The sequence below is a fragment of the Variovorax sp. PMC12 genome (assembly GCF_003019815.1).
Taxonomy (GTDB): domain Bacteria; phylum Pseudomonadota; class Gammaproteobacteria; order Burkholderiales; family Burkholderiaceae_C; genus Variovorax.
This window is the reverse complement of sequence record NZ_CP027773.1, coordinates 2,759,826-2,785,134: the sequence shown is the minus strand read 5'-3', so window position 1 is coordinate 2,785,134 and position 25,309 is coordinate 2,759,826. Positions and strand designations below refer to the sequence as shown.

22 protein-coding genes are annotated in these 25,309 nt (G+C 68.1%); 17 read left to right on the top strand and 5 right to left on the bottom strand.

Translation table 11 applies throughout. The features are described 5' to 3' along the window. Positions 1–10: 10 nt before the first annotated feature. On the bottom strand, positions 11–268 hold the full coding sequence (locus C4F17_RS13060) for a hypothetical protein (RefSeq protein WP_106935522.1): 258 nt from the start codon (positions 266–268) through the stop codon (positions 11–13). Between the two features lie 179 nt (positions 269–447). Continuing rightward, positions 448–1,218 carry a sigma-70 family RNA polymerase sigma factor gene (locus C4F17_RS13055; RefSeq protein WP_106935521.1) on the bottom strand — a complete coding sequence of 257 codons (771 nt, stop codon included), beginning with the start codon at positions 1,216–1,218 and terminating at the stop codon, positions 448–450. A gap of 81 nt (positions 1,219–1,299) precedes the next feature. Here C4F17_RS13055 and C4F17_RS13050 point away from each other — a divergent pair, with 81 nt between their 5' ends. Beyond that, positions 1,300–1,926 (top strand): ATP-dependent Clp protease proteolytic subunit, encoded by a 627-nt coding sequence (locus C4F17_RS13050; protein ID WP_409195003.1) that lies wholly within the window; start codon positions 1,300–1,302, stop codon positions 1,924–1,926. An 8-nt stretch (positions 1,927–1,934) separates the two neighbouring features. On the opposite strand, the gene C4F17_RS13045 is transcribed toward C4F17_RS13050, so the two are convergent. After that, a complete protein-coding gene (locus C4F17_RS13045; protein ID WP_081266413.1) occupies positions 1,935–2,324 on the bottom strand; it encodes a RidA family protein in 390 nt (129 codons plus the stop codon). Between the two features lie 191 nt (positions 2,325–2,515). Between C4F17_RS13045 and C4F17_RS13040 the strand changes: the two genes are divergently transcribed. From C4F17_RS13040 to C4F17_RS12995, 10 genes are all read left to right on the top strand, one after another. Continuing rightward, positions 2,516–4,090, top strand: coding sequence for an ABC transporter substrate-binding protein (locus C4F17_RS13040; protein ID WP_106937538.1), 1,575 nt, complete (start codon positions 2,516–2,518; stop codon positions 4,088–4,090). Positions 4,091–4,106: 16 nt separating this feature from the next. Continuing rightward, a complete protein-coding gene (locus tag C4F17_RS13035) occupies positions 4,107–5,375 on the top strand; it encodes a lactonase family protein (RefSeq protein ID WP_106935520.1) in 1,269 nt (422 codons plus the stop codon). Between the two features lie 11 nt (positions 5,376–5,386). After that, positions 5,387–6,328, top strand: coding sequence for an ABC transporter permease (locus C4F17_RS13030; RefSeq protein WP_081266485.1), 942 nt, complete (start codon positions 5,387–5,389; stop codon positions 6,326–6,328). A gap of 3 nt (positions 6,329–6,331) precedes the next feature. After that, a complete protein-coding gene (locus tag C4F17_RS13025) occupies positions 6,332–7,171 on the top strand; it encodes an ABC transporter permease (RefSeq protein ID WP_081266411.1) in 840 nt (279 codons plus the stop codon). Then, positions 7,171–8,211 carry an ABC transporter ATP-binding protein gene (locus C4F17_RS13020; protein ID WP_106935519.1) on the top strand — a complete coding sequence of 347 codons (1,041 nt, stop codon included), beginning with the start codon at positions 7,171–7,173 and terminating at the stop codon, positions 8,209–8,211. Before C4F17_RS13025 ends, C4F17_RS13020 begins: the two co-directional genes overlap by 1 nt. A gap of 157 nt (positions 8,212–8,368) precedes the next feature. Next, entirely contained in the window at positions 8,369–9,349 is a 981-nt protein-coding gene (locus C4F17_RS13015) for an ABC transporter ATP-binding protein (protein ID WP_106935518.1), read from the top strand. A 5-nt stretch (positions 9,350–9,354) separates the two neighbouring features. Continuing rightward, complete coding sequence (locus C4F17_RS13010) at positions 9,355–10,650, top strand: amino acid deaminase (protein ID WP_409196337.1); 1,296 nt, start codon at positions 9,355–9,357, stop codon at positions 10,648–10,650. Between the two features lie 10 nt (positions 10,651–10,660). Then, entirely contained in the window at positions 10,661–11,560 is a 900-nt protein-coding gene (locus tag C4F17_RS13005; protein ID WP_081266407.1) for a MurR/RpiR family transcriptional regulator, read from the top strand. After that, positions 11,553–13,034, top strand: a complete 1,482-nt coding sequence (locus C4F17_RS13000; RefSeq protein WP_106935516.1) for an N-acyl-D-amino-acid deacylase family protein — start codon at positions 11,553–11,555, stop codon at positions 13,032–13,034. The genes C4F17_RS13005 and C4F17_RS13000 overlap by 8 nt, the downstream gene beginning before the upstream one ends. 135 nt (positions 13,035–13,169) lie before the next feature. Continuing rightward, positions 13,170–15,407, top strand: coding sequence for a ParB/Srx family N-terminal domain-containing protein (locus C4F17_RS12995; protein WP_106935515.1), 2,238 nt, complete (start codon positions 13,170–13,172; stop codon positions 15,405–15,407). A 113-nt stretch (positions 15,408–15,520) separates the two neighbouring features. On the opposite strand, the gene C4F17_RS12990 is transcribed toward C4F17_RS12995, so the two are convergent. Further along, entirely contained in the window at positions 15,521–16,459 is a 939-nt protein-coding gene (locus C4F17_RS12990; RefSeq protein WP_106935514.1) for a LysR family transcriptional regulator, read from the bottom strand. A gap of 138 nt (positions 16,460–16,597) precedes the next feature. Between C4F17_RS12990 and C4F17_RS12985 the strand changes: the two genes are divergently transcribed. From C4F17_RS12985 to C4F17_RS12960, 6 genes are all read left to right on the top strand, one after another. Beyond that, entirely contained in the window at positions 16,598–17,494 is an 897-nt protein-coding gene (locus C4F17_RS12985; RefSeq protein WP_106935513.1) for a transporter substrate-binding domain-containing protein, read from the top strand. Between the two features lie 3 nt (positions 17,495–17,497). Continuing rightward, positions 17,498–18,793 (top strand): aminotransferase class V-fold PLP-dependent enzyme, encoded by a 1,296-nt coding sequence (locus C4F17_RS12980; RefSeq protein WP_106935512.1) that lies wholly within the window; start codon positions 17,498–17,500, stop codon positions 18,791–18,793. Between the two features lie 74 nt (positions 18,794–18,867). Then, positions 18,868–19,992, top strand: a complete 1,125-nt coding sequence (locus C4F17_RS12975; protein ID WP_106935511.1) for a hypothetical protein — start codon at positions 18,868–18,870, stop codon at positions 19,990–19,992. 37 nt (positions 19,993–20,029) lie between these two features. After that, on the top strand, positions 20,030–21,286 hold the full coding sequence (locus C4F17_RS12970) for a toxic anion resistance protein (protein ID WP_106935510.1): 1,257 nt from the start codon (positions 20,030–20,032) through the stop codon (positions 21,284–21,286). Continuing rightward, positions 21,283–22,878 carry a vWA domain-containing protein gene (locus C4F17_RS12965; RefSeq protein WP_106935509.1) on the top strand — a complete coding sequence of 532 codons (1,596 nt, stop codon included), beginning with the start codon at positions 21,283–21,285 and terminating at the stop codon, positions 22,876–22,878. The genes C4F17_RS12970 and C4F17_RS12965 overlap by 4 nt, the downstream gene beginning before the upstream one ends. Further along, positions 22,878–23,507 carry a hypothetical protein gene (locus C4F17_RS12960; protein WP_106935508.1) on the top strand — a complete coding sequence of 210 codons (630 nt, stop codon included), beginning with the start codon at positions 22,878–22,880 and terminating at the stop codon, positions 23,505–23,507. Before C4F17_RS12965 ends, C4F17_RS12960 begins: the two co-directional genes overlap by 1 nt. A gap of 115 nt (positions 23,508–23,622) precedes the next feature. Here C4F17_RS12960 and C4F17_RS12955 read toward each other — a convergent pair whose 3' ends face one another. Next, positions 23,623–25,284, bottom strand: a complete 1,662-nt coding sequence (locus C4F17_RS12955) for a SulP family inorganic anion transporter (RefSeq protein WP_106935507.1) — start codon at positions 25,282–25,284, stop codon at positions 23,623–23,625. Between the last annotated feature and the right edge of the window lie 25 nt (positions 25,285–25,309).

Sequence of the window (25,309 nt, the reverse complement as noted above, 5' to 3'; positions counted from 1 at the left end):
TTCTTCGTGCCTAGCGATTCGTCAACAAGGCAGAAGCGGTGGCCCGCAGTACCAGCGCGCGATCGGGTTCGTCGATCACGTAGGGCGAGTCGAGCAGTTTCGCCATCAGCCGATCGAACTGGCGACGGACTTGTTCCTTTGCCGGATGGGCCATGTAGAGGGCATGGAGCATGGAGCAGATGCCGGAAATCTGCGTGTCCAGTGCATCGATATCGCCTAGCCGTCCTGCAGCCTCGGCAGCGGCCAAGAATTGTTCTTCGTGCGTCATGGGTCTTTGACCGTCCTTTGACGGTGCCTTCTGGGATTGGCGCCCTTGTGGGGCGCATGCGCCTCGAAATCGAAGCAAACCCAAGATACGCAAAACCAATACCAATGGATTACATTTCAAATGACGATCCTTGCATTTTGTGACTTATTTCACGGCCACTAGGTGCAAAGTAGGCAACCCTAGTACAGCGCCTCTTCCGTCTGCCGCACATCCAGCGGCAGCACGCACAGCAGCTTGCCCCTCAGCGTCAGCACCAGGCCGAGGCGCCCTCCGATCTGCATGACCCGGCACACCGTGTGCGGCGCGGCATCGTCGGCAACGGGCGCGGACACCGCCACTGCTGCCGACATCGCGACGGCCCGCGCCGGCGGCTGCCGCAGCAGCGCAAGCAGCATCCGGGCATCGCAGTCGCCCAGCGCCTGCCGGTACACATGGAAGGCCGCATCCGAGCCGGCTTCGTCTTCGTTTCTTTCATGGCGCAGCCGAAGCAGCGCGCGATGCAGTTGCTGCCTGCAGGCCGCCTCGGTCTTGCCGCTGGCCTCTGCAATTTCCTTGAAGCTGGCTTCGAAGACTTCGCGCAGCAGCACGGCGGCGCCATCGGCCAGCGACAGCCTGGCGGCGATCAGGCGCAGCGCCTGGTCGATGGATTGGGCCTGCGCGGCATCGGCTTCCGCCGAGGGTGCCTCGGGGGACAGTGCTTCGGCATCCCGCAGCCAGCGCCGCATCCAGCCGTCGCGCCGCAGCCGGTCGATGGCCAAGTTCTGCATCACCGTTGTCAGCCAGGCCTGCGTCGAATCGGGCCCGGGCCTGTCGCCCATTTCGAGCGCGCGCAGGTAGGTGTCCTGCACCACGTCCTCGGCGTCCGCCGCGCCGCCCAGCATGCGCGCCGCCGCGCGAACCAGCCGGCTTCTCAATGCCGGGAATTGCGAGAGATAGCGTTCATCGAGCATCGGCGCAGCTTGCCATGGCGCGCAATGTCACGAAACTGTGGGCCTGTTCGTCAAGACAGTCCAACCACAGGAGCTTTCTTCATGACCGACATGCCCATGTTCTCGACGCAATCCGACGATGACGACACCAAGCCCGCCGCCACCGCCGAGCCGCGCAACTCCTACCTGGAGGAAAAGGCGTTCAAGTCGCGCACATTGCTGATCTTCGGCAGCATCAGCGATTCGGTGGCCGCCGACGTCACGCGCCGGCTCATCGCGCTGGACGCCGACAGCGCCGACAAGCCCATCGACATCCTCGTGAGTTCGCCCGGCGGCCACCTGGAGTCGGGCGACGCCATCCACGACATCGTGCGCTTCATCAGCGCGCCGGTGAACATGATCGGCACCGGCTGGGTCGGCAGCGCGGCCACGCACCTGTTCCTGGCGGCGCCGCGCGAGCGCCGGGTGTGCCTGCCCAACACGCGCTTCCTGATCCACCAGCCCAGCGGCGGCGCGGGCGGGCAGGCGACGGACATCGCCATCCAAGCGCAGGAAATCATCAAGGCCCGCCAGCGCATCGCGCACGAGATCGCGCGCGAGACCGGCAAGCCCATCGACGTGGTGCTGGCCGACATCGAGCGCGACCGCTGGCTGTCGGCTGAAGAAGCCGTCGAATACGGCCTGGTCTCGCGCATCATCCAGCGCAAGACCGAACTGCAGAAAGGCTGAGAGGCCGATCAGGCCTTGGGCTTGTACGCGACGACGTCGATCTCGACGCGCGCGTCGATCATCAGCCGGGCCTCGGTGGTCGAGCGCGCCGGCTTGTTCTCGCCGAAGTAGCTCATGTAGATGCGGTTGAAAGCACCAAAGTCGCGCGCGTCCTGCAGCCACACGGTGCTCTTGCACACGTCGTCGAGCGTGGCGCCGGCCAGCGCCAGCACGGTCTTGATGTTTTCCATGACCTGGCGCGTCTGCGCCTCGATGCCGCCCACCACCAGCTCGCCGTTCTTGTCGACGGGCACCTGGCCCGACACGTAGACGAAGTCGCCGGCGCGCACGGCCGGGGAGAACGGACGCACCTGGCGGTCGGAGGCAAGGGGCGGGGCGCCGAGGTATTCGAGAGGCATGGGGACTCCTGGAGGTTGAAGAACTGTCTGGGAATGGGAAGCCGCGAGTATCCATCCAATCTGAAAATCTATTTCAGAAAAACCCTCAGGCAAGGGTTAACACGGATGATTTGGCATGGATAGTGCTTCAAAGTCCGGGCCGAAAAGAAAATTTCTTTCACAAATTCGCCCGCCCCATGAAGGAGTTCCCCATGCCCCACGCCGGTCTTGTCCAGCGCCTGCCCATGCTGTCGAAGCGCAGCCTGCTGGGCGCTTCCCTGCTCGCGATGCTGTGCGCCGCGCTGCCCCACCAGAGCGCCCATGCCCAGGGCCCGCGCAATTTCGCCACGCTGGCGATGGTGGCCGAGCCGCAGACGCTCGACCCGATGGCATCGACCGCCGACCTGGTCGGAACCATCATGCAGCACGTGTACGAGACGCTCTACACCTTCGACGCCAAGTGGAACGTGGTGCCGATGCTGGCCGAGGGCATGCCGAAGATCTCGGCCGACGGCAAGACCTACGCCATCACCTTGCGCAAGGGCGTGATGCTGCACAACGGCCGCGAGCTCACGGCCGACGATGTGGTGGCCAGCCTGCAGCGCTGGATGGAGCAGTCGCCGCGCGGCAAGGCCGTGGGCAAGGAAATCGACAGCCTCAAGGCCAAGGGCCCGCTGGCGGTGGAGGTGGTGCTGAAGGAACCCTACGCGCCGCTGCTGTCGCAGCTCGCGCTGCCCAGCGGCATGGCGGCAATCATGGCCAAGGACTCGATCGCTTCGCCGTTGAAGGACTTCGTGGGCACCGGCCCCTACAAGTTCAAGGAGCGCCGCCCCGACCAGTTCGTGCTGCTCACGCGCTTCGACAAGTATTCGGCCCGCAAGGAGGCCGCGAGCGGCTACGGCGGCAAGCGCGAAGCGGCCATCGAAGAACTGCGCTTCGTGCCCGTGCCCAACGCCAGCACGCGCGTCGAAGGCGCGCTGGCCGGCCAGTACGACTTTGCCGACCTGCTGCCGGTGGAAGCGCTGCCGCGCCTGGAGAAGTCGGGCGGCAAGACCGTGCCGATCATGACGCCCTCGTTCGGCTTCCCGTACCTCGTGCTCAACACCAAGGAGGGCGTGGCCGCCAGCCAGCCGGTGCGCCAGGCGATCCAGACCGCGCTGGGCGAAGGCGAAATGCTCGCGGCCGGCTTCGGCGACACGCGCTTCTTCGTGGCCGAGGCCAACCACTTCCCCAAGGGCTCGCCTTTCTATTCGACGGCCGGTGCCGACCAGTACAACCAGCGCAACGCCGCCAAGGCCAAGGAACTCGCGGCCAAGGCCGGCTACAAGGGCGAGCCGATCCGCGTGCTCACCAGCCGCCAGTACGACTTCCACTACAACATGGCGCTGCTGATGGCCGAGCAGCTCAAGCGCGCCGGCTTCAAGGTCGACCTCAACGTGGTCGACTGGGCCACGCTGGTGCAGCGGCGCAACGACGCCAAGCTGTGGGACGTCTACGTCACGCATTCGGGCCAGTTCCCCGAGCCCATGCTCTCGCCGCCGCAGCTTGGCGACGGCGCGCCCGGCTGGTGGGACTCGCCTGCCAAGAAGTCGGCGCTGCAGGCCTTCAACGTGGAGAGCGACCCTGCCAAGCGCGGCGCGCTGTGGGGCAAGGTGCAGCAGGTGGTGTACGACGAGGTTCCGTACATCAACGTCGGCAAGTTCAACGGCCTCTCGGCCAAGAGCCCGGCGCTGGACAACTACACGCCCGCGACCTGGCCGTTCTTCTGGAACGCGAAGATCAAGTAAGGCGGGGAGCACAGCCATGACGTCGCGTCGCCAACTTCTGCAAGCCAGCGCACTGGCCTCCGGCCTCGGAGCCCTTGGCCTCACCGCCTCCACCGTCCAGGCCGCAACCGCCGGCCCCGTCTACGCCTACGTCGGCACCTACAGCGACGGCGGCAAGCCGTGGCGCGGCGGGCGCGGACTGGGCGTGCACCAGTTCGTGCTCGACAGCGCGACCGGCGCGCTCAAGCCCATTCCCGGCGCGCCAGTGGCCGTGGCCAGCACGGGGGAGGGCGCCAAGTTGCGCAACCCCGCGTCGCTCGCGCGCCATCCCACGCTGCCCATGCTGTATGCGGCCAACGAGTTCGAGGCCGGCTCGGTGTCTGCTTTTCGTATCGGTACGGGTATCGGCGCGAATGGCGCGCTGTCGTTCGTGTCTGAAATGCCCTGCGGCGGCAAGGACCCGGCCTACATCAGCGTGCACCCCGACGGGCGCTTCCTGTTCACCGCCAACTACGCCAGCGGCGATGTCAGCGTGATCGCGCTGCGCGCCGACGGCACGCCCGACACCGACCGCGCCGCTGTCGTCTACAAGGACGCCGACGCCTGCGGCGCCACCGCGTGCAAGCCCGGCGCCGACTTGGTGCCGGCCGCCGCGCGTTCGCACGAAGGCTTTGCCACCAGCGACCATGACGGCCCGCATGCCCACATGGTGCATGCCGACCCGAAGGGCAACTTCGTGCTGGTGGCGGACCTGGGGCTCGACCGCGTCATCTCGTACCGCTTCGACCGTGGCACCGGTGTGCTGAGCCAGCCCAGCACGGTGGCCGTGTCCGAAAGCTCGGGCGCGCGCCATTTCATCTTCCATCCGAACGGCAAGTGGTTCTACCTGGTGAACGAGGAGGCCTCGACTATCGCCTTCATGCGCTACGACGACGCCAGCGGCGTGCTCACACTGGTGAGCGAGACCTCGGCGCTGCCCAAGGGCTTCAAGGGCACCAGCTACGCATCGGGTATCCGCATGCTGCCGGACGGCCAGCACTTCGTGTCGCTCAACCGCCTGCACGACTCGATCTCGCTCTTCAAGGTCGACGCCCGCACCGGCGCCCCCACGCTGGTGCGCGAGGAATGGTCGCGCGGCAACTACCCGCGCAGCTGCACGCTCGACCCGAGCGGCAGGTTCCTCTACGTGTGCCACAACAAGCAGGGCGACAACGTGACGGTCTTCCGCGTCAAGGGCGGCGACATCCAGTTCACCGGCCAGTACGTTGCAGTGGGCAGCGCGGCGGCCATCGAGTTTTCCGCGTGATGAAGAAATCGCTGTTGCGCTACATCGCTTCCCGGGCGGCCGGCATGCTGGTGGTGCTGGCCATCGTGGCGGTGCTCGTGTTCGTGCTCACGCGCGCGGCATCGGGCGATCCGGTCTCGGTGCTGCTGGGCGACCAGGCCACCGCCGCCGACATCGCGCGCGTGCAGAAGGAGTACGGCCTCGACAAGCCGCTGCCCGTGCAGTTCGGCTACTGGCTGCGCGAGGTGCTGCAGGGCAACCTGGGCACTTCCATCTTCCTGCAGCGCCCGGTGACGCAGGCGCTGTGGGAGCGCTCCGAACCCACCACGCTGCTCGCGCTGATGGCCGTGGCCATCGCGGCGCTGATCGGCGTGCCGTGCGGCATCGTCTCGGCCGTGTTCCGCGGGCGCGTGGTCGACCAGCTGTTTACCGGCATCGCGATGCTGGGCGCGAGCATTCCGAGCTTCTGGCTCGGCATCGTGCTCATACAGATATTCGCGGTGTCCTTCGGCTGGTTCCCGGTGTCGGGCTACGGCGCGCCCGATGCGCCGTTCGCCGAGCGGCTGCATGCGCTGGTGCTGCCGGCCACCGTGCTGGGCCTGCTGAACTCCGCGCTCATCATCCGCTTCACCCGCGCCTCGATGCTCGACGTGCTAGGCGAGGACTACGTGCGCACCGCGCGCTCCAAGGGCTTGAGCGAAAGCGTGGTCGTGCTCAAGCACGCGCTGCGCAATGCGCTGGTGCCCATCGTCACGGTGATCGGCCTCACCGTCGCGCTGATGATCGGCGGCGCCGTCATCACCGAGACCGTGTTCGGCCTGCCCGGCGTGGGCAACCTCGTGGTCAGTGCGGTGCTGCGGCGCGACTACCCGGTCATTCAAGGTGCGCTGCTCGTGATTGCCGCGATCTACGTGCTCATCAATTTCTCTATCGACCTGCTGTATGCGGTGGTCGATCCGCGCGTGAAGGTCTGAGCGATGCGTATGCCCCGAATGCTCCGCCAGCTGATGCATCGCCGCATCGTGATGGTTTCCGCGCTGGTGCTGCTGGTGATTGCCGTCATGGCCATCGGCGCGCCACTGTTCGCCTCCGCCGACCCCAACGACACGGCCGTGCTGGAACGCCTGAAGGCGCCGAGCGCCGAGCACCTGCTCGGTACCGACGAACTGGGGCGCGACATGTATTCGCGTATCGTGCACGGCGCGCGCTACTCGCTGGCCATCGCGGCGCTCACGGCGCTGGGCGCGGTCGTCGCCGGCACGGTGCTGGGCCTGATGGCCGGCTTCTTCCGCCGGCTCGATACGCCGCTGATGCGCGTGGTCGACGCGATGATGTCCTTCCCCGACATCCTGCTGGCCATTGCGCTGGTGGCCATCCTCGGGCCATCGCTCATCAACACGGTGCTGGCGCTGGTGCTGGTGTACACGCCGCGCGTGGCGCGGGTGGTGCGCGCATCGACGCTGGTGGTGCGCGAACTGCTGTTCGTGGAAGCCGTGCGCGCGCTGGGCGTGCGCACCTCGCGCATCCTGTGGCGGCACATCTTGCCGAACCTGATGTCGCCGATCCTGGTGCAGGTGTCCTTCATCTTCGCCTACGCCATCCTGGCGGAAGCGGGGCTCTCGTTCCTCGGCGTCGGCGTGCCGCCCGAGATCCCGACCTGGGGCACCATGGTCGCGGGCAGCCAGCAGTACGCGCACCAGGCCTTCTGGGTGGTGCTGTTCCCGGGGCTCGCGATCATCTTCACGGCGCTGTCGCTGCAACTGCTGGGCGACGGCGTGCGAGATTTGCTCGACCCCAAGCTGAAGAAAACCTCGTGATGACGACGAACGCCAACAACACCCCACGCCTCGCGGTCAGCAACCTGAGCACCAGCTTCCCGACCGAAGACGGCCTCGTGCGTTCGGTGGCCGACGTGAGCTTTTCCATCCAGCCCGGCAAGACGACCGCGCTGGTCGGCGAATCGGGCTCGGGCAAGTCGGTCACCAGCCTCACGCTGATGCGCCTGCTGCCCAAGACGGCGAACGCGCAGGTCAGCGGCAGCGCTTCCTTCGTGACGCGCGAAGGCAAGACGCTCGACCTGCTGCGCATCGGCGAACGCGAGATGCGCTCGCTGCGCGGCAACCAGCTGTCGATGATCTTCCAGGAGCCGATGACCAGCCTGAACCCGGTGTTCACCATCGGCGAGCAGATTGCGGAGAGCGTGCGCCTGCACAAGGGGCTGGACCGCAAGGCGGCGCTGGCCCATGCGCTGCGCATGCTGGAGCTGGTCGAGATACCGGCCGCGGCGCAGCGCATCCACGAATATCCGCACCAGCTCTCGGGCGGCATGCGGCAGCGCGTGATGATCGCGCTGGCCATGGCCTGCGACCCGACGCTGCTGATCGCCGACGAGCCCACCACCGCGCTCGACGTGACCATCCAGGCGCAGATCCTGGAGCTCATGCGCCGGCTGCAGGCCGAGACGGGCATGAGCATCCTTTTCATCACGCACAACCTCGGCGTGGTCGCGCACCATGCCGACGACGTGGTGGTGCTGTATGCGGGGCGCGTGGTCGAAAGCGCTCCGGTACGGCCGCTGTTCGCGCAGCCCGAGCATCCCTACACGCAGGGCCTGCTGGCCTGCCTGCCGGGCAAGGCGCGGTTGCCGGGGCAGCCCAAGCCCAAGCGGCTGTTCGCGATCCGCGGCCAGGTGTCGAGCCCGCTGGCGCCGCCGCCGGGATGCGCCTTCGAGCCGCGCTGCGACCTGGCGCTGCCCGCGTGCAGCGCGGCAATGCCGCCGCTGATCGAGACCCATCATGGGCGCGAGGCGCGCTGCGTGCGGGTGCAGCCGGCGCAACCTTTGGCGAGGGTTGCATGACGCTCACGCTGCTGTCCCCGTCTTGCTCCCTCCCCTTCCGGGGGAGGGCTGGGGTGGGGGCTCTGGGCGGTGGAGACCGTCGCAACAATGAAACGGCCGCGTGCCCCCACCCCAACCCTCCCCCGGAAGGGGAGGGAGCCAATACCGAATACCCACGATGACCACCGCCGCCCCCCTCATCGAAGTCCGCGGACTCAAGAAATACTTCGGCAGCAGCGACCGCCCGGTGCGCGCGGTCGACGACGTGTCCTTCGCCATCCAGCCCGGCGAAACGCTGGGCCTGGTCGGCGAATCGGGCTCGGGCAAGAGCACCATCGGCCGCACCGTGCTGCGGCTGCTCGAGCGCACCGGCGGCCAGGTGCTGTACCGCGGCGACGACATCGGCGCGCTGTCGGGCGAGCGCATGCGCAAGCTGCGCAGCAAGCTGCAGATCATCTTCCAGGACCCGTACGCCAGCTTGAACCCCAAGATGCGCATCAGCGCCATCCTCGGCGAGGCGCTCTCCACGCACGGCCTGCACAAGGGCGCCGCCGCGCGCGACAAGCGCATCGCCGAGCTGCTGGAAACCGTGGGCCTGCGCGCGGAGCATGCGAGCCGTTTTCCGCACGAGTTCTCGGGCGGGCAGCGCCAGCGCATCGGCGTGGCGCGTGCGCTGGCGGTGGAGCCTGAATTCATCGTGGCCGACGAGCCGCTGTCGGCGCTCGACGTTTCCATCCAGTCGCAGGTCATCAACCTGCTGGCGGACCTGCGCGAGCGCCTCGGCCTGACGATGCTCTTCATCTCGCACGACCTCGACGTGGTCGAGTACCTGTGCGACCGCGTGGTGGTGCTCTACCTGGGCAAGGTGATGGAAGTCGCCACCACCGACGAGCTGTTCGCGCGCCCCGCGCACCCCTACACCCGCGCGCTGCTGGCCGCCAGCCCCAAGCCCGACCCCGAGGTGGCGACCGAGCGCATCGCGCTGAAGGGCGACATTCCCAGCCCCATCTCGCCGCCCTCGGGCTGCGTGTTCCGCACGCGCTGCCCGCATGCCATCGAAGCCTGCGCCCAGGCCGTGCCGCCGCTCGAAGAAATTTCGGCAGGACACTACAGCGCCTGCATCCGAACCAGAGAACTTCCATCCAACATCGCCGCATGACCTCCATGACCGCCGCCAACGATTTCAACGACCCGCTGCTGGGCAGCAACTTCAAGGGCTATCCGCGCACGCAGGCGCCGCGCCGCCGCAGCGAAGTCGGCGCCGCCGGATGGAACGTGCTCGCCGGCGACCTGCCGCTGCCGCTGGCCGTGCTCAAGCGCGAGGCGCTGGAGCACAACCTGGCCTGGATGCAGTCGCGCGTGCGCGAGTGGGGCATCGACCTCGCGCCGCACGGCAAGACCACCATGTCGCCGCAGCTGTTCCAGCGCCAGCTCGACGCCGGCGCCTGGGGCCTGACCTTCGCCACGGTCACGCAACTGGCCGTGGGCGTGGCGGCCGGCGCGCGCCGCACGGTCATCGCCAACCAGGTGGTGAGCGACGAAGACCTGGCGGGCATCCAGATGCTGCTGAGCCAGCATGCCGACCTGCGCATCGTGTTCCTGGTCGATTCGCTGGCGCAGCTCGCGCTGATCGAGGACTGGTCGAACCGCCATCCCGCCAGCGTGCCTTTCGAGGTGATGATCGAGATCGGCGTGGAGGGCGCCCGCACCGGCTGCCGCACGCATGAGGAAGCCGTGGCGCTGGCCACGCGGCTGCGTGCCAGCGATGCGGTCAAGCTGGTGGGCATCGAATGCTACGAAGGGCAGGGCGCCACCGGCCAGAGCGAGCCCGACGCGGCCTATGCCAAGGCGCTGATGGACCGCGTGGAAGCCGTTGCCCGCCATTGCGATACCGGCAAGCTGTTCGAGACCGACGAGGTGCTGGTCTCGGCCGGCGGCTCGGCCATCTTCGACCTCGTGGCGGGCCGGCTCAAGCCGGCGCTCGGCGCGCCGGTGCGCGGCCTGCTGCGCTCGGGCTGCTACGTCACGCACGACCATGGCTTCTACAAGCGCATGGTGAGCGCGGTCGACGAGCGCCTGGGCTGCGGTTGCGGCGAAAGCCTGGTGCCGGCGATGGAAGTGTGGGCCACGGTGCAATCGCGCCCCGAGCCCGGCCTGGCGATCCTGGCGGTGGGCAAGCGCGACATCTCCTTCGACCTCGCGCTGCCGGTGCCCATCGCACGCGCCGCGCGCGGCGTGCTGCAGCCGCAGGCCGTGCCCGCCGGCTGGAAGATCACCGCGCTGAACGACCAGCACGCCTACCTGCGCTGGGATGCGAGCGAAGAAGCCGAGGCGCCCAGGGTGGGTGACCGTGTCGGCCTCGGCATTTCGCACCCCTGCACCACCTTCGACAAATGGCACTGGATGCCGGTGGTCGAGAACGACTACCGCGTGAGCGACGCCGTCGCCATGCACTTCTGAGCACGCTGCGATGACCCCCTCCCTGCTCCAGAAAATCGCGCAGATACGCAGCGACGCCCCGGCGACGCGGCGCGCGATTCTCGACCTGATCCTCGAAGACCCCGACCGCGTGCTCGAAGAGAGCTTCGAACAGCTGGCCGAGCGCTCGCGCAGCTCGGTGCCGACCATCATGCGCACCTGCCGCGACCTCGGTTTTGCCGGGCTGCGCGAGTTCAAGCTCGCGCTCGCTCAGGAGCTGGCGCTCGGCGGCTCGCCGCTGCACCGCCGCGTGAACATCGAGGACGCGGCCGATGAAGTGGTCGGCAAGATCGCGCGCAGCGCGGCGGCATCGGTCTCGGGCGTGCGCGGGCAGCTCGACATGCAGGTGCTCGACGGCGCGGTGGCGGCCATCGCGGCGGCGCCGCATGTGGACCTGTACGGCGCGGGCGCCACATCGTGGTTCATGGCCAACGACCTGCAGGCGCGGCTGTTCCGCCTGGGCCTGTCGGCCAATGCCTGGGCCGACTACCACCTGCAGCAGGTGGCCGGCGCGGCGCAGCGCCCGGGCGGCGTGGTCATCGCCATATCGCACGTGGGCGGCATGCCGTCGCTGCTCGACGCGGTGGACATCGCGCGCGGGCAGGGCGCCAAGGTGGTCGCGCTCACGCGGCCCGGCACGGCGCTCGCGGCCAAGGCCGACTTTCTTCTGGGCCTGTCGGTGCCCGACGACGCGGTGATGCACGTGGGCATCGACGCCTACCTGACGCACCTCACGGCCATCGAGATACTGACGGTGCTGGTGGCGCAGCGGCGCGGCGAGCCCGCGGTGCAGCGCCTGCAGCGCGCGCGCGATGCGTTCCAGCGGCACGGCATCGATGCGACCACGCATCCGCTGCAAAGCTGGGACGGCGGGGGTGTCAAGCATGGCTGACAACAACGCATCATCGAAGGCCGTGCTGCTCGAAGGCGGCCTGGTGGTCGACGGCTCGGGCGGGCCTTCGTGGCCCGGCGACGTGCTGCTGCAGGGCGACCGCATCGTCGCGCTCGGCGAGGGCCTGCGCGGGCGGCTGCCCCAAGGCCTGGCGCTGGCGGACATCGACACTGTCGACTGCCGCGCCAAGGTCATCGCGCCCGGCTTCATCGACGCGCACACGCACGACGACGCCATCGTGCTGCGCGACCCGCTGTGCCTGCCCAAGGTGTCGCAGGGCATCACCACCGTGGTGACCGGCAACTGCGGCATTTCGCTCGCGCCGTACCGCACGCCGCAATCGCTGCCGCCGCTCACGCTGCTGGGCGCCGATTCGTTCAGGCACGCGAGCATGGCCGAGTACCGCGCCGCGGTCGATGCGACGCAACCCGCGCTCAACGTGGCCGCGCTGGTGGGCCACACCACCTTGCGCTTCGCGGCCATGGAAGCGCTCGACCGCCCCGCGAGCGCCGAAGAGCTGGCGCGCATGGAAGCGCTGCTCGACAGCTGCATGGCCGACGGCGCGCACGGCATGTCGTCCGGCCTGTTCTATGAAGAAGCCTTTGCCGCGCCGACCGAAGAGGTCACGGCGCTGGCGCGCGTGGTGGCCCGCCACGGCGGCGTGTACGCCACGCACCTGCGCAGCGAGATGCAGCAGATCATCGAGGCCCTGCACGAGGCCGGCGACTGCGCCTTCGAGGCCGGCGTGCCGCTGGTCATCTCGCACCACAAGTGCGCCGGCCCCGCCAACTGGGGCCGCACCAGGGAGACGCTGCCGCTGATCGAGTCGTTCGCGCGGCGCCAGAAGATCGCGATGGACGTGTACCCCTACGTGGCCGGCTCCACCGTGCTGCGCGAGGACCTGGTCGACGGCGTGATCGATGTGCTGCTCACCTGGTCCGACCCGCATCCCGAGATGACGGGCCGCCTCATCTCCGACATCGCGCGCGAATGGGGCACCACCGAGCAGGAGGCCTGCCTGCGGCTGAAGCCCGGCGGCGCCTGCTACTTCCAGATGCAGGAGGAAGACGTGGAGCGCGTCATTGCGCATCCGCTCACCATGATCGGCAGCGACGGCCTGCCGCACGACCGGCATCCGCATCCGCGGCTGTGGGGCGCGTTCCCTCGCGTGTTCGCGCGCTACTGGCGCCAGCGCCGGCTGTTCACGCTGGAGCAGGCGGTGCACAAGATGACCGGCATGACCGCGCGCAACCTGCGCATCGCCGACCGTGGACTGCTGCGCGTGGGTGCGATGGCCGACGTGGTCGTGTTCGACCCCGAGACCATTGCCGACACCGCGACCTACGACCAGCCGCATGGCGTGAGCCTGGGCGTGGAGCGGGTGTTCGTGAACGGCGTGCTGGCCTATCGCGGGGGCGAGGCCGAGGCGCGGGTGCTGGCGCGCGCGGGGCGGATGCTGACGCGCGCGGCCTAGGCCGTTCATCGGCTGGAGCCTGTTGCTCACGGTTATTCACAAAGTTGTCACCTTAAGTTCACAGAATCGGGCCGCTTCCAGCAGCCCCGGGGCCAAGGCTTGTCCCGGGTGTTCAGCCCCTTTCTGTGGACTCACATGACAAAAAATAAATGGACCCGCGCCCGCGTCGCGGGCCTGGCCGGCATCGCGGCCATTTCGCTCGCAGCCTGTGGCGGCGGTGGTGGTGGTGGAGGAGGTACTTTCTTCCCGACCAGCGGCCCTTCGGCCGGCAATGGCGGCAACAACAACAACAATCAGCCCGCGCCGGCCGCCGTGGCCCTGCAGCCGCTGGTGGGCGGCTCGCAGTATTCGGGCACGGCCAGCTTCGGCGACACCGTGTCCATCGCGCTCGACCAGCCTGCCACCGGCAAGCTCACGCTGCGCTTCGTCGATTCACGCTTCGGCCTCGCGGGCTCGGTGAGCGCAAGCTACGCCACGCAGCCTGACGGCTCGCTGCTGGCCGGCAACTTCGCGGCCGTCGCAGGCACCGGCGTGCCCGACGCTCTGGTCGCGGCGCTGCCCAAGCTCAGCCTGCGCTTCCAGCTCGACGGCAGCCTGCTCAGCGGTTCGCTGGCGCAGGTGCCCAACCTCAAGGCGGGCAACGGCGCGGTGCTGCAGGGCGAGATCGCCGCGTCGAACCAGGGCGTGGCCGACGTGTCGCGGCTTGCCGGCGTCTACAACTTCATCAAGCTCACCAGCGCGTACAACGCCAAGGGCATGGTGCAGGGCGCTCCCGCATCCGACTTCGGCCAGCTGAGCATCAAGGCCGACGGCAGCGTGCGTGCCTGCATGGGCCAGGCCTATGCCGACGGCTGCAGCGGCGGCCAGGCCGGCCTGCTCGCCGCCGAAGGCGACCAGAAGACCTACCCCGGCGCATTGGCGCTGACCCTGGGCGGCCAGCGCATCGGCCGCGTCATGGTCAACGCGCAGTCGGGCGCGGCCACGCTGCTCGCCGACGAATTCGCAACCACCGCCGCCGACGGCAGCTTCCGCACCGGCACCTGGGTGCTGCAGAGCGCGACCACCGCGCTGGCCGCCACCGCACTCGACGGCGAGTGGCTGTGCAGCCAGCCCGAGCTCGACCCCGCCACCGGCGCACTCACCGGTCGCACGCAGCGCAACTTCGTGTCGATCGGCGCCAACCTGCTGCAGACCGACACCATCGACAACGACGTCAAGCTCAGCGTCAACGCCGGAATCGGCGGCGCGGCGACCTCCACCGTCAGCGGCATGAACGGCCTCGTCGCCGGCCAGTGGGTCGACAGCCAGAAGATCGGACGCGTGCTGCTGCCCGTGGGCAAGCAGACGGCGTACTACATCGGCTCGGCTGCGAGCACGGGCGTGGCGGCTACGCATATCTCGGGTGTGTGCCGTGCACTGCCGGTGCCGGCGGTGAGCAATACCTATGCGTCGGCCACCGTTGGCAGCGCCATGGACATCCGCATCGGCGACGCGCATCCCACGCAGCCGGCCATCGGCTACGACCAGATCTACTACAAGCAGGGGCGCTACCGCAAGACCAAGGATTCGGCCGGCAACGACTCGACGCAGTGGAAGAAGGAATTCGACGACTACTGCGAAGCCGTGGGCCTGACCGACGGTGCCAAGGGCTCAACGGTCATCGCGGGTACTTCCTTGCTGACCGACCCCGGCAGCTTCACCTGCTCGACCAAGAATGCCTTCGACATCACCGCGCTGAAGTCCGCCGTGGTCGGCCCGCGCGGCGTGCTGTACCTGACGGACGGCCACCATACCCTCACCAGCTTCTGGGAAGCGCCGAACGGTGGCGGCCCCGAAGTCAAGGTCAAGGTGGTGAAGAAGGGCCACTACATGGACCTGAACAACGCCAGCTTCTGGCGCACGATGCGCCAGAACAAGTTCGTGTGGCTCAAGCTGCCCGACGGCAGCGCCATCACGCCGGCCGAACTGCCGCCGCTGCTGGGCCTGAGCAACGGCCTGAAGGACGACCCGTACCGCGCGCTGCTGTACTTCACTCGCGACCTCGGCTACAAGCAGCCGGCCAACAGCACCGAGTTCCTGGAGTTCTACTGGTCCGAATGGCTGCAGGCCGCGCCGCAGAGCCTCAAGCTCTCGGCCTACAAGCTGACCGATGCGACGAGCTACCTGCAGGCCATCCAGGCGGCCTCGGGCCTGATGAACGCCACGCCGGACACCACCATCATCGGTTCGTCGGGCCTGACGGCGCTGCAGATGGGCAAGCTCTCGACCTTCGACACCGCGACCTTCAATGACCTGAACACGCCGATGACGGCCGCCAAGCCCGGCAAGCTCGCGTACGCCCTGGACTACCGCGCTTCGCTGGCGGTGAAATAGGGCTCGGCAGCTCGCTGCGCGAGACACAAGGCCGGGCATCGACCCGGCCTTTTTTCTTGTGCGGCGCGGCAGGACATGCACGGACCCGCGCTGGCCTCTGCCGCCGCCCCCGCCTAGCCTTCAGCCGCAGCGCGCACCTCGTCCTCCTCCGCCGGCTGCGCCTGGAACATCCTTGAAAAGTCGCAGCACTCCTGCGCCAGCATCACGATCGACGAGGTGAGGGCGCTGCGGTGCTCGCCCTTGTGCATCGCCACGTAGTGCACCAGCGGCAGCGCGGGCGTCACGTCGATCACCGCGAGCATGCCGGCCGCCACCAGCGGCTCCAGGCACTGGCGCGGCAGGTAGCTCACGCCCAGGCCCGACACGGTGAGCCCGGTCAGCGCCACCAGGTTGCTCACCACGATCACGTCGGCCGGCTGCACGCCCTGTTCCTTCATCCAGGCGTCGTAGGCGCGGCCGGTGCCCGAGCTGTTGCCCTGCACCAGCATGCGGTGGCGCGCCAGCTCGTGCAGCCGCATGTTGCCTGCGGCGGGCACCACGCCTGGCTTGCACATCCACATGCTCTTGACCTTGCCGATGACCTTGTGCGGCATGCGCGAGTCGGCGAAGGTCTCGGGCACGATGACCAGGTCCAGCTCATCGGCCTGCAGCTTGTCGCGCAGCTTCAGGCTGTCGTCCACGTCGGGCTCCAGGATCACCTTGGGGTAGTGCTGGCGGATCAGACCCACCAGCCGCGGCAGCCAGGTCATGGCCGTGAGTTCGGTCACGCCAATGCGGATGCGGCGCTCCACCACGCCGGGCTTGCCGAACTGCTCGATGGCCGCGTCGCGCTGCGCCAGCAGCTTCTGCGCGAGCACATACATCTCCTCGCCCTTTTCGGTGAGGCGCGCGGTGCGCTGGCTGCGGTCGAACAGTTCGGTGTCGAACAGCAGCTCCAGCTCATGCACCCGCTTGGAAATGGCCGACTGCGAGGCATGCAGCTGGTTGGCCGCCTGGGCGAAGCCGCCGAGCCGGGCGATCCAGTAGAGGGCTTCGAGTTGCTTGAAAGTCATCACGGCGGCGGGTCCCGAAAATGGGCAAATGAAACACTTTTATTCATGCGATTCGATCACAAAAAATCGCTTTTGGAAATTCATCGAGAGGCAGAAGATTCGCCCAGGCCAATGTCATCGACTCTTCAAGGAACCACCATGGACTTCAGGAAACTGCCCCTCGCGCTCGGTCTCACCCTTGCTTTCGCCTGCGGCGCCGCCAGCGCCCAGGACGGCGGCACGCTTCAGAAGATCAAGGACAGCGGCTTCATCCAGATCGGCGGGCGCGACAGCCAGATTCCCTTCTCGTACAAGCTCGGCTCCGACAGCGCTTCCATCGGCTTCACCAACGACATCTGCCTGAAGATCGTCGACGCGGTGAAGGCCAAGCTGGGCCTGGCCAAGCTCGATGTGCGCTACACCATGCTCAACTCGGCCAACCGCATTCCGCTGCTGCAGAACGGCACGGTCGACCTCGACTGCGCGACCACCACCAACACCACTCAGCGCCAGCAGCAGGTCGACTTCGCGCCCAGCCACTTCGTGACCAACATCACCGCCGCGGTGCGCAAGGACTCGGGCATCAACACCTTCGCCGACCTCAACGGCAAGAACGTGGCCACCGTCACCGGCAGCACCTCGATCCAGCTGCTGCGCGGCGTGCGCAAGAACGGCGCCATCGAGGTCCACGAGATCGCAGGCAAGGACACGTCCGACGGATTCCTGCTGCTGTCCAGCGGCCGCGCCGACGCCTACGTGCTCGACGACGTGCAGCTCGCCGGCATGATCGCCAGCGCGCCCAACCCGGGCGACTACAAGATCCTCAAGGAGTCACTGCGCCAGGAGCCCTACGGCATCATGCTGCGCAAGGACGATCCGCAGTTCAAGGCCGTGGTGGACGAGACCGTCACCGGCCTCATGAAGTCGGGCGCCATCGAGCAGCTCTACACCAAGTGGTTCATGTCGCCGATCCCGCCGAGGAACGCGAACCTGAATTTCCCGATGACGGACGCGGTGCGCGAGATCTACAAGAACCCCAACAACAAGGGCGTCTGACCGATGGCAGCCGAACTCCAACAGCAATATCCGCGAGGCCTGGCCTTCTCCGATGCGCTGATGCGCGAGGTGCAGCAGCGCTTCATCGGCGTCGGGCATGACCACCACGGGCGCGAGCGCCTGTACTTCGACAACGCCGGCGGATCGTTCCGGCTGAAGGCGGCGGTCGAACGCTTCGCGCAGGTCGACGCCATACCCGACAACGCCGAGCGCATCCACGCCACGGCCGTCGAGCTGCAGGACATCCAGGCCAAGGGCAGCGAAGACCTGCGCACCATCCTCAATGCCAGGGGCGGCAGCGTGTACGCCTCGTTCTCCGCTTCAGGCGCCATGTTCGACATGGTGCGCGCCATTGCCGAGAACGTGCCGGGCACGAACATGGTCACCACCGTGCTCGAACATCCTTCCGCATTCGACGCGATGAGCCTCTACGCCGATCGCCTGGGCCGCGAGCTGCGGGTGGCGCCGAGCAACCCCGTCACCGGCGGCATCGACGTGGAAGAGATCGTGCGGCTGGTCGACAAGGACACCTGCCTGCTCAACGTGATCTACGCGTCGAACATCTCGGGCGCCAAGCTCGACATGGAGGCCATCGTGCGCCGCGCGCGCGAGATCAAGCCCGACCTCTACATCCTGGTCGACGCCGTGCAGCACGCGCCGCACGGCCTCATCGACCTGCAGAAGACACCGGTGGACGGCATCAACCTCGCGCCCTACAAGTTCTTCGGCTGCCGGGGCTCGGGGCTGTCGTGGCTGTCGGAGCGCGCGGCCGTGCTGCCGCACCACAAGCTGGCCGGCAAGAAGCCCGGCTACTGGGACCTCGGCAGTTCGGCGCCCTGGCAGTTCGCGGTGCTCACAGAGATCGTCGACTACGTGTGCTGGCTAGGCGGCCACTTCAGCGACGCCACCGACCGCCGCGCATTGTTCGTGGCCGGCATCACGCACATCGAGCTGCACGAGCGCGCGCTGCTGGCCCTGCTGCTGGATGGCAACGAGAACGCCACCGGCATGCGCGAGATGCCCGGCGTGGAAGTGTTCCTCGACCACGAGGACCTGACGAAGCGCGACCTGATCCTGGGCATCGGTTTCGACCGCATCGACTGCACGCAGGCGGTGGTCGAATATGCGAAGCACGGCGTGACCGTGTACGAACGCGTGGCCACCAGCATCTATTCGAAGCGCATGCTCGAATCCTTCGGCATCGCGGGCACCGTGCGGGTGTCGCCGCTGCACTGCAATTCGGTGGCCGACGTGGAGAAATTCCTGCGCATCACCGCGCGGATCGCCGCTGACACCTGACTGTCATATTCCGTCATATTGCGTCGGCAGAATGTTTCTCGACCCCCGCTCACAGGGGGCGAGGAGCATGAGACTTGGAAATTCGCAAGCTGATCGCGCCGGTGCTGGCCGCGGTCCTGCTGGCCGCGGTGGCGGGCGGCGTCTGGTATTCGAACACCCGGCTGCACGATGACTCGGCCACCGCCGCAGCGGCCCGCATCGAACAAGACAAACAGGTCACGCTGCGCGGCCTGATCGGCTCCGAGAAAGAAACCTTCTTTGCCGACCCGCGCGTGCAGAAAGCCCTTGCCGCGCAGGGCATCACCGTGGTGGTCGAGAAGGCCGGCTCCCGCGCCATTGCCGGCCGCTACGACGCCAGCAAGTTCGACTTCGGATTCCCCTCGGGCGCGCCCGCCGCGGCGCAGCTCAAGACGCTGGCCAAGGCGCCCAACGTCTTCAATCCGTTCTACACGCCCATCGTGCTGGCCAGCTGGCGGCCGATTGCCGAGATCCTCGTGGCCAACGGCATCGCGCAGAAGCAGGGCGACTTCTACTACGTGGTCGACCTGCCGGGCCTGATGGCCATGATCGAGAAGGGCACGCGCTGGAAGGAGCTCAAGGCGAGCAGCGCGTTCTCCACCAGCAAGTCGCTGCTCATCAACTCGACCGACGTGCGCACCTCCAACTCGGCGGCCATGTACCTGGCGCTGGCGAGCTACCTGGCCAACAGCCAGCAGATCGTGCAGAGCCAGCAGGACGTGGACCGCGTCATGCCGGTGGTCGCGCCGCTCTTCCTGCGGCAGGGCTTCCAGGAGCAGTCGTCGGCCGGGCCGTTCGAAGACTACCTGGCGCTCGGCATGGGCAAGGCGCCGCTGCTGGTGGCCTACGAGTCGCAGATGGTCGAGTTCTGGCTCAAGAACCCCGACCGGCTCAAGAGCGACATGGTGCTGCTCTATCCCAAGCCCACCGTCTATTCGAAGCATGTGCTGGTGCCCTATACGCCGGGCGGCGCGCGCCTGGGCGCAGCACTCGAAAACGATCCGGCCCTGCGCGAACTGGCCCACGAATACGGCTACCGCACCGGCGGCGACACCAAGGGCCCGGAGACCTGGGCCGCGCGCGGCGTGAAGGTGCCGGACGTGCTCGTCGACGTGATCGACCCGCCGAGCTTCGAGTGGCTCGAGCGGATGACCGCGGGCATCGAAGCCCGCTTCAAGTGAATCGCCGAACAGACAACGAACGAACCGAGGATCGACCATGAACGCGCCTGTCACCACTGCAACCACCATCACCACCGCCGCAACCGCGCCCATCGACCTGCAGCCGCCGCAGGCCTTCACGCTGGAGCCGCCCGCGCCCGTCGCGCCGGTGCCGGTCGAATCGGCCAGCGGCAAGGTGCGCCTGAAGCCCGAGGACGTGGCCGAGCTCGACGCGCAGGTGGCGCGTTTCATCGACGACATCACCCAGCACGACAGCCAGCATCCGCAGTTCAAGGAAGCGGTGGAGCGCATCCACTCGATGGGCAGCAAGGACATCGAGGCCTCGGCTTCGGTGTCCAACCGCATGCTGGAGCGGCCTGTGGGCTCGCTGCGCAACGGCCTGTTCGACAAGGGCGCGCAGATCGGCCAGTCGCTCATCGACCTGCGCCACCAGGTGGAAGACCTCGATCCCTCGAAGCAGGGCGACCTGTTCTCGGCGCGCAAGCTGCTGGGCATCATTCCGCTGGGCAACAGGCTGCTGGCCTACTTCGAGCGCTACCAGTCGTCGCAGTCGCACCTGAACGCCATCATCGAATCGCTCAAGCGCGGCAAGGACGAGCTGCTGCGCGACAACACCGCCATCGAGCAGGAAAAGGTCAACCTCTGGACGCTGATGGAGCGGCTCGAGAAATACGTGCACATCGGCAAGGCGCTGGACGGCCAGCTCGACGCCAAGGCGCGCGCGCTGGAAACCATCGACCCCGAGAAGGCGCGCGTGATCCGCGAGGAAATGCTGTTCTATTCGCGCCAGAAGGTCACCGACCTGCTCACTCAGCTCGCGGTGAACATCCAGGGCTACCTGGCGCTGGACATGATCCGCAAGAACAACCTGGAGCTGATGAAGGGCGTGGACCGCGCCACCACCACCACCGTGGCCGCGCTGCGCACCGCGGTGATCGTGGCGCAGGCGCTGTCCAACCAGAAGCTGGTGCTCGACCAGATCAGCGCGCTCAACGCCACCACCGGCAACCTCATCGCCAGCACCAGCGAGATGCTGCGCGACCAGAGCAGCGCCATCCATCAGCAGGCCGCCTCCAGCACCATCGAGATCGCCAAGCTGCAGCAGGCCTTTGCCAACATCTACCAGACCATGGACACGATCGCCGACTTCAAGAGCCGGGCGCTCGACTCCATGCAGACCACGGTGGACACGCTGACGAACGAAGTCGCCAAGAGCCGCACCTACCTCGACCGCGTGCGCCGCCAGGAAACGAGCGAGGCGCTGCAGCAGCCGCGCGGCGAGGTCGCACTGTGAGCCTGTGGTCGCGCCGGCTGGCGCTGACGCTGCTGGCGGCGTTGTCGCTGGGCCTTGCGGCTTGCGGCAAGGATGAATCGCAGGGCACCCCGGCGCCTGCTGCAGATACGGCCGCCTTCTCCATCCTCGCGGGCTCGGAACTGAAGGACATCGAAGGCCCCATCGTCGATGCCGCCAAGGCGGCCGGCGTGGAGGTGAAGTTCTCGTACGCCGGCACGCTGGACATCGTCGAGCGCATCAACGCCGGCGAGCGCTTCGACGCGATCCTGCCGCCCAACGGCGCCTACCCGGCGCTGGCGCTGCAGACCAAGCCGCTGGCGCGCGACAAGCTCTTCTACTCGCGCATTGCGCTCGGCGTGAAGAACGCCAAGGCCGCGCAGCTCGGCTGGAACCGGAAGCCGCCGGGCTGGGCCGAGATCGCCAAGGCCGCGGGCTCCGGCCAGCTGCGCTACGGCATGACCAACGCCACCAGCTCCAACACCGGCATGAGCGCGCTCTTCGCCGTGGCCTCCGCACTGGCCGGCAAGACGGAAGACCTGACGGCGCAGGACGTGGACGAGAAGACGCTCAAGGCCTTTCTCTCGGGCCAGAAGCTCACGGCGGGCAGCTCGGGCTGGCTGGCCGACGCCTACGTGAAAGACCCGTCAGCCATCGACGCGATGGTCAACTACGAGGCAGTGATCCTGCGCGCCAACGAGAAGCTGCCCAAGGCCGACCAGCTCGCGCTGATCTACCCGCGCGACGGAATGATCTCGGCCGACTATCCGCTGATGCTGCTCAACGACCGCAAGCGCGATGCCTACACCCGGCTGGTCGGCGCGCTCAAGGCCGCGCCGTTCCAGCGCGATGCCTTGTCGGCTGCTTTCCTGCGCCCCGCCAATCCGGAGGTTGCCGCCGCCAGCGCGCTGCCCACCGCCGCCGTGGCCGAGCTGGGTTTTCCCAACCGGCTGGAGGTGATCGACGCGGTGCTCGGCACCTACCAGTCGCAATGGCGCAAGCCCGCCACCTCGATCTTCGTGCTCGACCTCAGCGGCTCGATGCAGGGCGCGCGGCTGGAGTCGATGCGCGAGGCGCTCAAGCTGCTGTCGGGCGCAGATGCGGCCGGCACCGCCGCGGCCACCGCCAGCACGCGCTACAGCGCTTTCCAGAGCCGCGAGCGCGTGGTGCTCATCACCTTCGCCACCCGGGTGCAGGCCCCGGTGTGGGTGCGCTTCGAAGCCGACCAGATCGACAGCGCCCGCGCCGAGCTGCGCCAGCGCGCCGATGCCATGAAGGCCGACGGCGGCACCGCCATCTACTCGGCGCTGGCCGCCGCCGAAGACCTCGCGCGGCAGGAGCAGCAGAACGAGCCCGGGCGCTTCGTCAGCATCGTGCTGCTGACCGACGGCGAGAACAACTCCGGGCTGCGGCCGAGCGAGTTCCACGACCGCTATGCGGCAGGCGGCCTGCCGGCGCGCATCTTCCCGATCCTGTTCGGCGAAGGCAACGTGGACGAGATGCGGCAGATCGCGCAGCTCTCTGGAGGCCGCGAATTCGACGGCCGCAAGCTGCGGCTGGCGCAGGTGTTCAAGGAAATCCGGGGCTACCAGTGATGCCGGAGCGTTCGCTGAAGCTGCGCGCGCTGCTGTTCCTCTACGGCAACGGCAACATCCTGGGCTGCGCGCTGGCGCTGCTGGGGCCGGCGCTGCTGTTCGCGGGCGTGATCGACCGCGGCTGGCTGCTGATCACCGCCGGCCTGTATGTGGCCGGCTGGCTCATGGGCCGCAAGGCGCCCGAGCTGGAGCGCCGCATCGAAGACAGCCTCAGTGTGGAGCAGACGCTGGAGCGCCTCGACCGTGTGGTCGCGCGGGCGCAGCCGCACCTCACAGACGACATGCGCAAGAGCCTGGACAACGTGCGCGGCTCGGTGGGCGAGGTGCTGCCGCGGCTGGTGGGCGCCGGCGCGCACGGCGACGACCTCTTCACCGTGCGCGAGACCGTGCTGCGCTACCTGCCCGAAACGCTCGCCAACTACGTCGCGCTGCCCCCGGCCTTTCGCATGACGCATGCGGTGAAGGATGGCAAGACGGCGCGCCAGTTGCTCGGCGAACAGCTGGGCCTGCTCGATGCCAAGCTGCGCGAGATCGTCGCGAACGTGGCGTCGAGCGATGCCGCCGCGCTGGTGGCCAACGGGCAGTTCCTCGAGAAGAAATTCCGCCAGCCCGACTTCCTGGCCAGCTGAACCAGGCCGCCTTGAAGGCTTGCGCGCCGGCCTCGATGCGCTGCGCCATGTTCCAGGCGCGCGCCTGGCCGCGAGCACACGGGTGTCAGCCCCGGCGAGTCAAGGCGGCAGGCGGTCACGCGCTGACCTGCTGCTGCGGCGACTGCACCGCATCGTCCACGCTCCAAGGCGCATACACCTCCGCGTGCAGGTCGGGCGAGTTCACCTTGGCCAGCAGGTCGCGCACGTCGTCCTTCACCCGCGCCAGCGACAGGCGCAGGCCGCGCACGCGCACGTAGGCCGCGAAATCGCACAGCGCCTCAATGCTGGTGGCGTCGAGGTCGGGCGACTCTTCCAGGCTCAGCACCATGCGCCGCAGGCCCGGCGTGGCGTCGATGCGCGCGCGGATCGACGCGAACACTGCATCGGCATTGCCGAAGAAAAGCGGCACCTCGGGCCGCGCGATCAGCACGCCCGGCGGCACCACCGCCTCGGGGTGCCGGGCGGTGTCGACGTAGTCGTGGCTCTGGCCCAGCCGGCCGAGCCAGCTCACCGTGGTGCGCGAGAAGCCGCGCAGCAGCAGCAGCAGGCTCACGCCGATGGCCGCCAGCAGCCCGTCGAGCACGCCCAGCACCAGCACTGCGGCCACCGCCACCAGCGCCACCAGGCGGTCGCGCCGCCAATGGAAATACGGCCGCAGCGCCGAGGGGTTGAGCGAATGGCTCACCGCGTTGATCACGATGGCCGCCAGCAGCGGCTCGGGCGTGTGCGCGATCCACGGCAGCAGCGTGAACACCGCCACCCCCACCACCAGCCCGGCCACGATGCCCGCCGCGCGGCTCTGCGCGCCCGCCGATTCGTTGGCTGACGTGGCCGAATAGCCCGCGCCCACCGGCATGCCCTGGAACAGCGCCGACAGCATGTTCGCCCCGCCCAGCGCCAGCAGGTCGCGGTTGGCCGAGACGTTGTCGCCGTGGCGCATGGCGAAGGTGCGGATCGAGCCGTACGACTCCGCATAGAGGATCAGCGCCATCGCGAACGCGAGCCCGCCCAGGTTCTGCCACTGCGCGCGGTCGAGCTGCGGCACGCCGGGGTGCGAGAAGTCGAGCGAGATCGGCCCCACCGCCGCCACGCCCCACGCATGGCACAGCCCGCTCACGTCGAGCGCGATGCCGCAGACGATCACCAGCAGCGCCGCCGGCACCGCGCGCCAGCGCGAGAGGCCGCGCAGCAGCAGCAACGCTGCCAACGCCATCGCCGCGCCGGCCAGGTTCCAGTGCCGCCATTCGGTGGCCAGCCCGGCGAAGAGGCGGAAGAAGTCGCTGTGCGCCGGCTGCACCGACAGCACCTTGGGCAACTGCTTGACCACGATGGTCAGCGCCAGGCCCAGCGCAAAGCCGCGCAGCACCGGCTTGGCGATGAGGCTGGACACCGCGCCCAGCTTCGCGATGCCCGCGATCACGAAGAACACCCCGGCCAGGGCGACGATGGCCGCGCCCATGGCCAGCCGCGTGGCCGTGTCGATGCCCGGCATCGATGTGGTGGCCGCGAACAGCACGGCGGCCGACGACGAGGTGGCCGAGACGATCGCGAAGCGGCTGCTGCCGAATATGCCGTAGACCAGCAGGCCGGCGAAGAGCGCGATCACCCCGGCCTGGGGCGGCAGGCCCGCGATGCCTGAATAGGCCACGGCTTCCGGCAGCAGCAGGCCGGCGATGGACACGCCCGCCACGAGGTCGGCGACGCCGGGGCGGCGGGTGGCGCCGGGCGGCGGTGCGGTTTCTGCGGGAATGGACATGGCCTTCTTGCTTTTTTGTTGTCGC

Excerpts from the sequence above, each read along its gene's own strand:
- C4F17_RS13015 (WP_106935518.1), top strand. The coding sequence starts at position 8,369 with ATGACCACCGCCGCCCCCCTCATCGAAGTCCGCGGACTCAAGAAATAC.
- C4F17_RS13035 (WP_106935520.1), top strand. The coding sequence starts at position 4,107 with ATGACGTCGCGTCGCCAACTTCTGCAAGCCAGCGCACTGGCCTCCGGC.
- C4F17_RS13020 (WP_106935519.1), top strand. The coding sequence starts at position 7,171 with ATGACGACGAACGCCAACAACACCCCACGCCTCGCGGTCAGCAACCTG.
- C4F17_RS12980 (WP_106935512.1), top strand. The coding sequence starts at position 17,498 with ATGGCAGCCGAACTCCAACAGCAATATCCGCGAGGCCTGGCCTTCTCC.
- C4F17_RS12985 (WP_106935513.1), top strand. The coding sequence starts at position 16,598 with ATGGACTTCAGGAAACTGCCCCTCGCGCTCGGTCTCACCCTTGCTTTC.
- C4F17_RS13040 (WP_106937538.1), top strand. The coding sequence starts at position 2,516 with ATGCCCCACGCCGGTCTTGTCCAGCGCCTGCCCATGCTGTCGAAGCGC.
- C4F17_RS12960 (WP_106935508.1), top strand. The coding sequence starts at position 22,878 with ATGCCGGAGCGTTCGCTGAAGCTGCGCGCGCTGCTGTTCCTCTACGGC.
- C4F17_RS13060 (WP_106935522.1), bottom strand. The coding sequence starts at position 268 with ATGACGCACGAAGAACAATTCTTGGCCGCTGCCGAGGCTGCAGGACGG.
- C4F17_RS12995 (WP_106935515.1), top strand. The coding sequence starts at position 13,170 with ATGACAAAAAATAAATGGACCCGCGCCCGCGTCGCGGGCCTGGCCGGC.
- C4F17_RS13010 (WP_409196337.1), top strand. The coding sequence starts at position 9,355 with ATGACCGCCGCCAACGATTTCAACGACCCGCTGCTGGGCAGCAACTTC.
- C4F17_RS12970 (WP_106935510.1), top strand. The coding sequence starts at position 20,030 with ATGAACGCGCCTGTCACCACTGCAACCACCATCACCACCGCCGCAACC.
- C4F17_RS13005 (WP_081266407.1), top strand. The coding sequence starts at position 10,661 with ATGACCCCCTCCCTGCTCCAGAAAATCGCGCAGATACGCAGCGACGCC.
- C4F17_RS13055 (WP_106935521.1), bottom strand. The coding sequence starts at position 1,218 with ATGCTCGATGAACGCTATCTCTCGCAATTCCCGGCATTGAGAAGCCGG.
- C4F17_RS13045 (WP_081266413.1), bottom strand. The coding sequence starts at position 2,324 with ATGCCTCTCGAATACCTCGGCGCCCCGCCCCTTGCCTCCGACCGCCAG.
- C4F17_RS12990 (WP_106935514.1), bottom strand. The coding sequence starts at position 16,459 with ATGACTTTCAAGCAACTCGAAGCCCTCTACTGGATCGCCCGGCTCGGC.
- C4F17_RS12955 (WP_106935507.1), bottom strand. The coding sequence starts at position 25,284 with ATGTCCATTCCCGCAGAAACCGCACCGCCGCCCGGCGCCACCCGCCGC.
- C4F17_RS13025 (WP_081266411.1), top strand. The coding sequence starts at position 6,332 with ATGCGTATGCCCCGAATGCTCCGCCAGCTGATGCATCGCCGCATCGTG.
- C4F17_RS13050 (WP_409195003.1), top strand. The coding sequence starts at position 1,300 with ATGACCGACATGCCCATGTTCTCGACGCAATCCGACGATGACGACACC.
- C4F17_RS13000 (WP_106935516.1), top strand. The coding sequence starts at position 11,553 with ATGGCTGACAACAACGCATCATCGAAGGCCGTGCTGCTCGAAGGCGGC.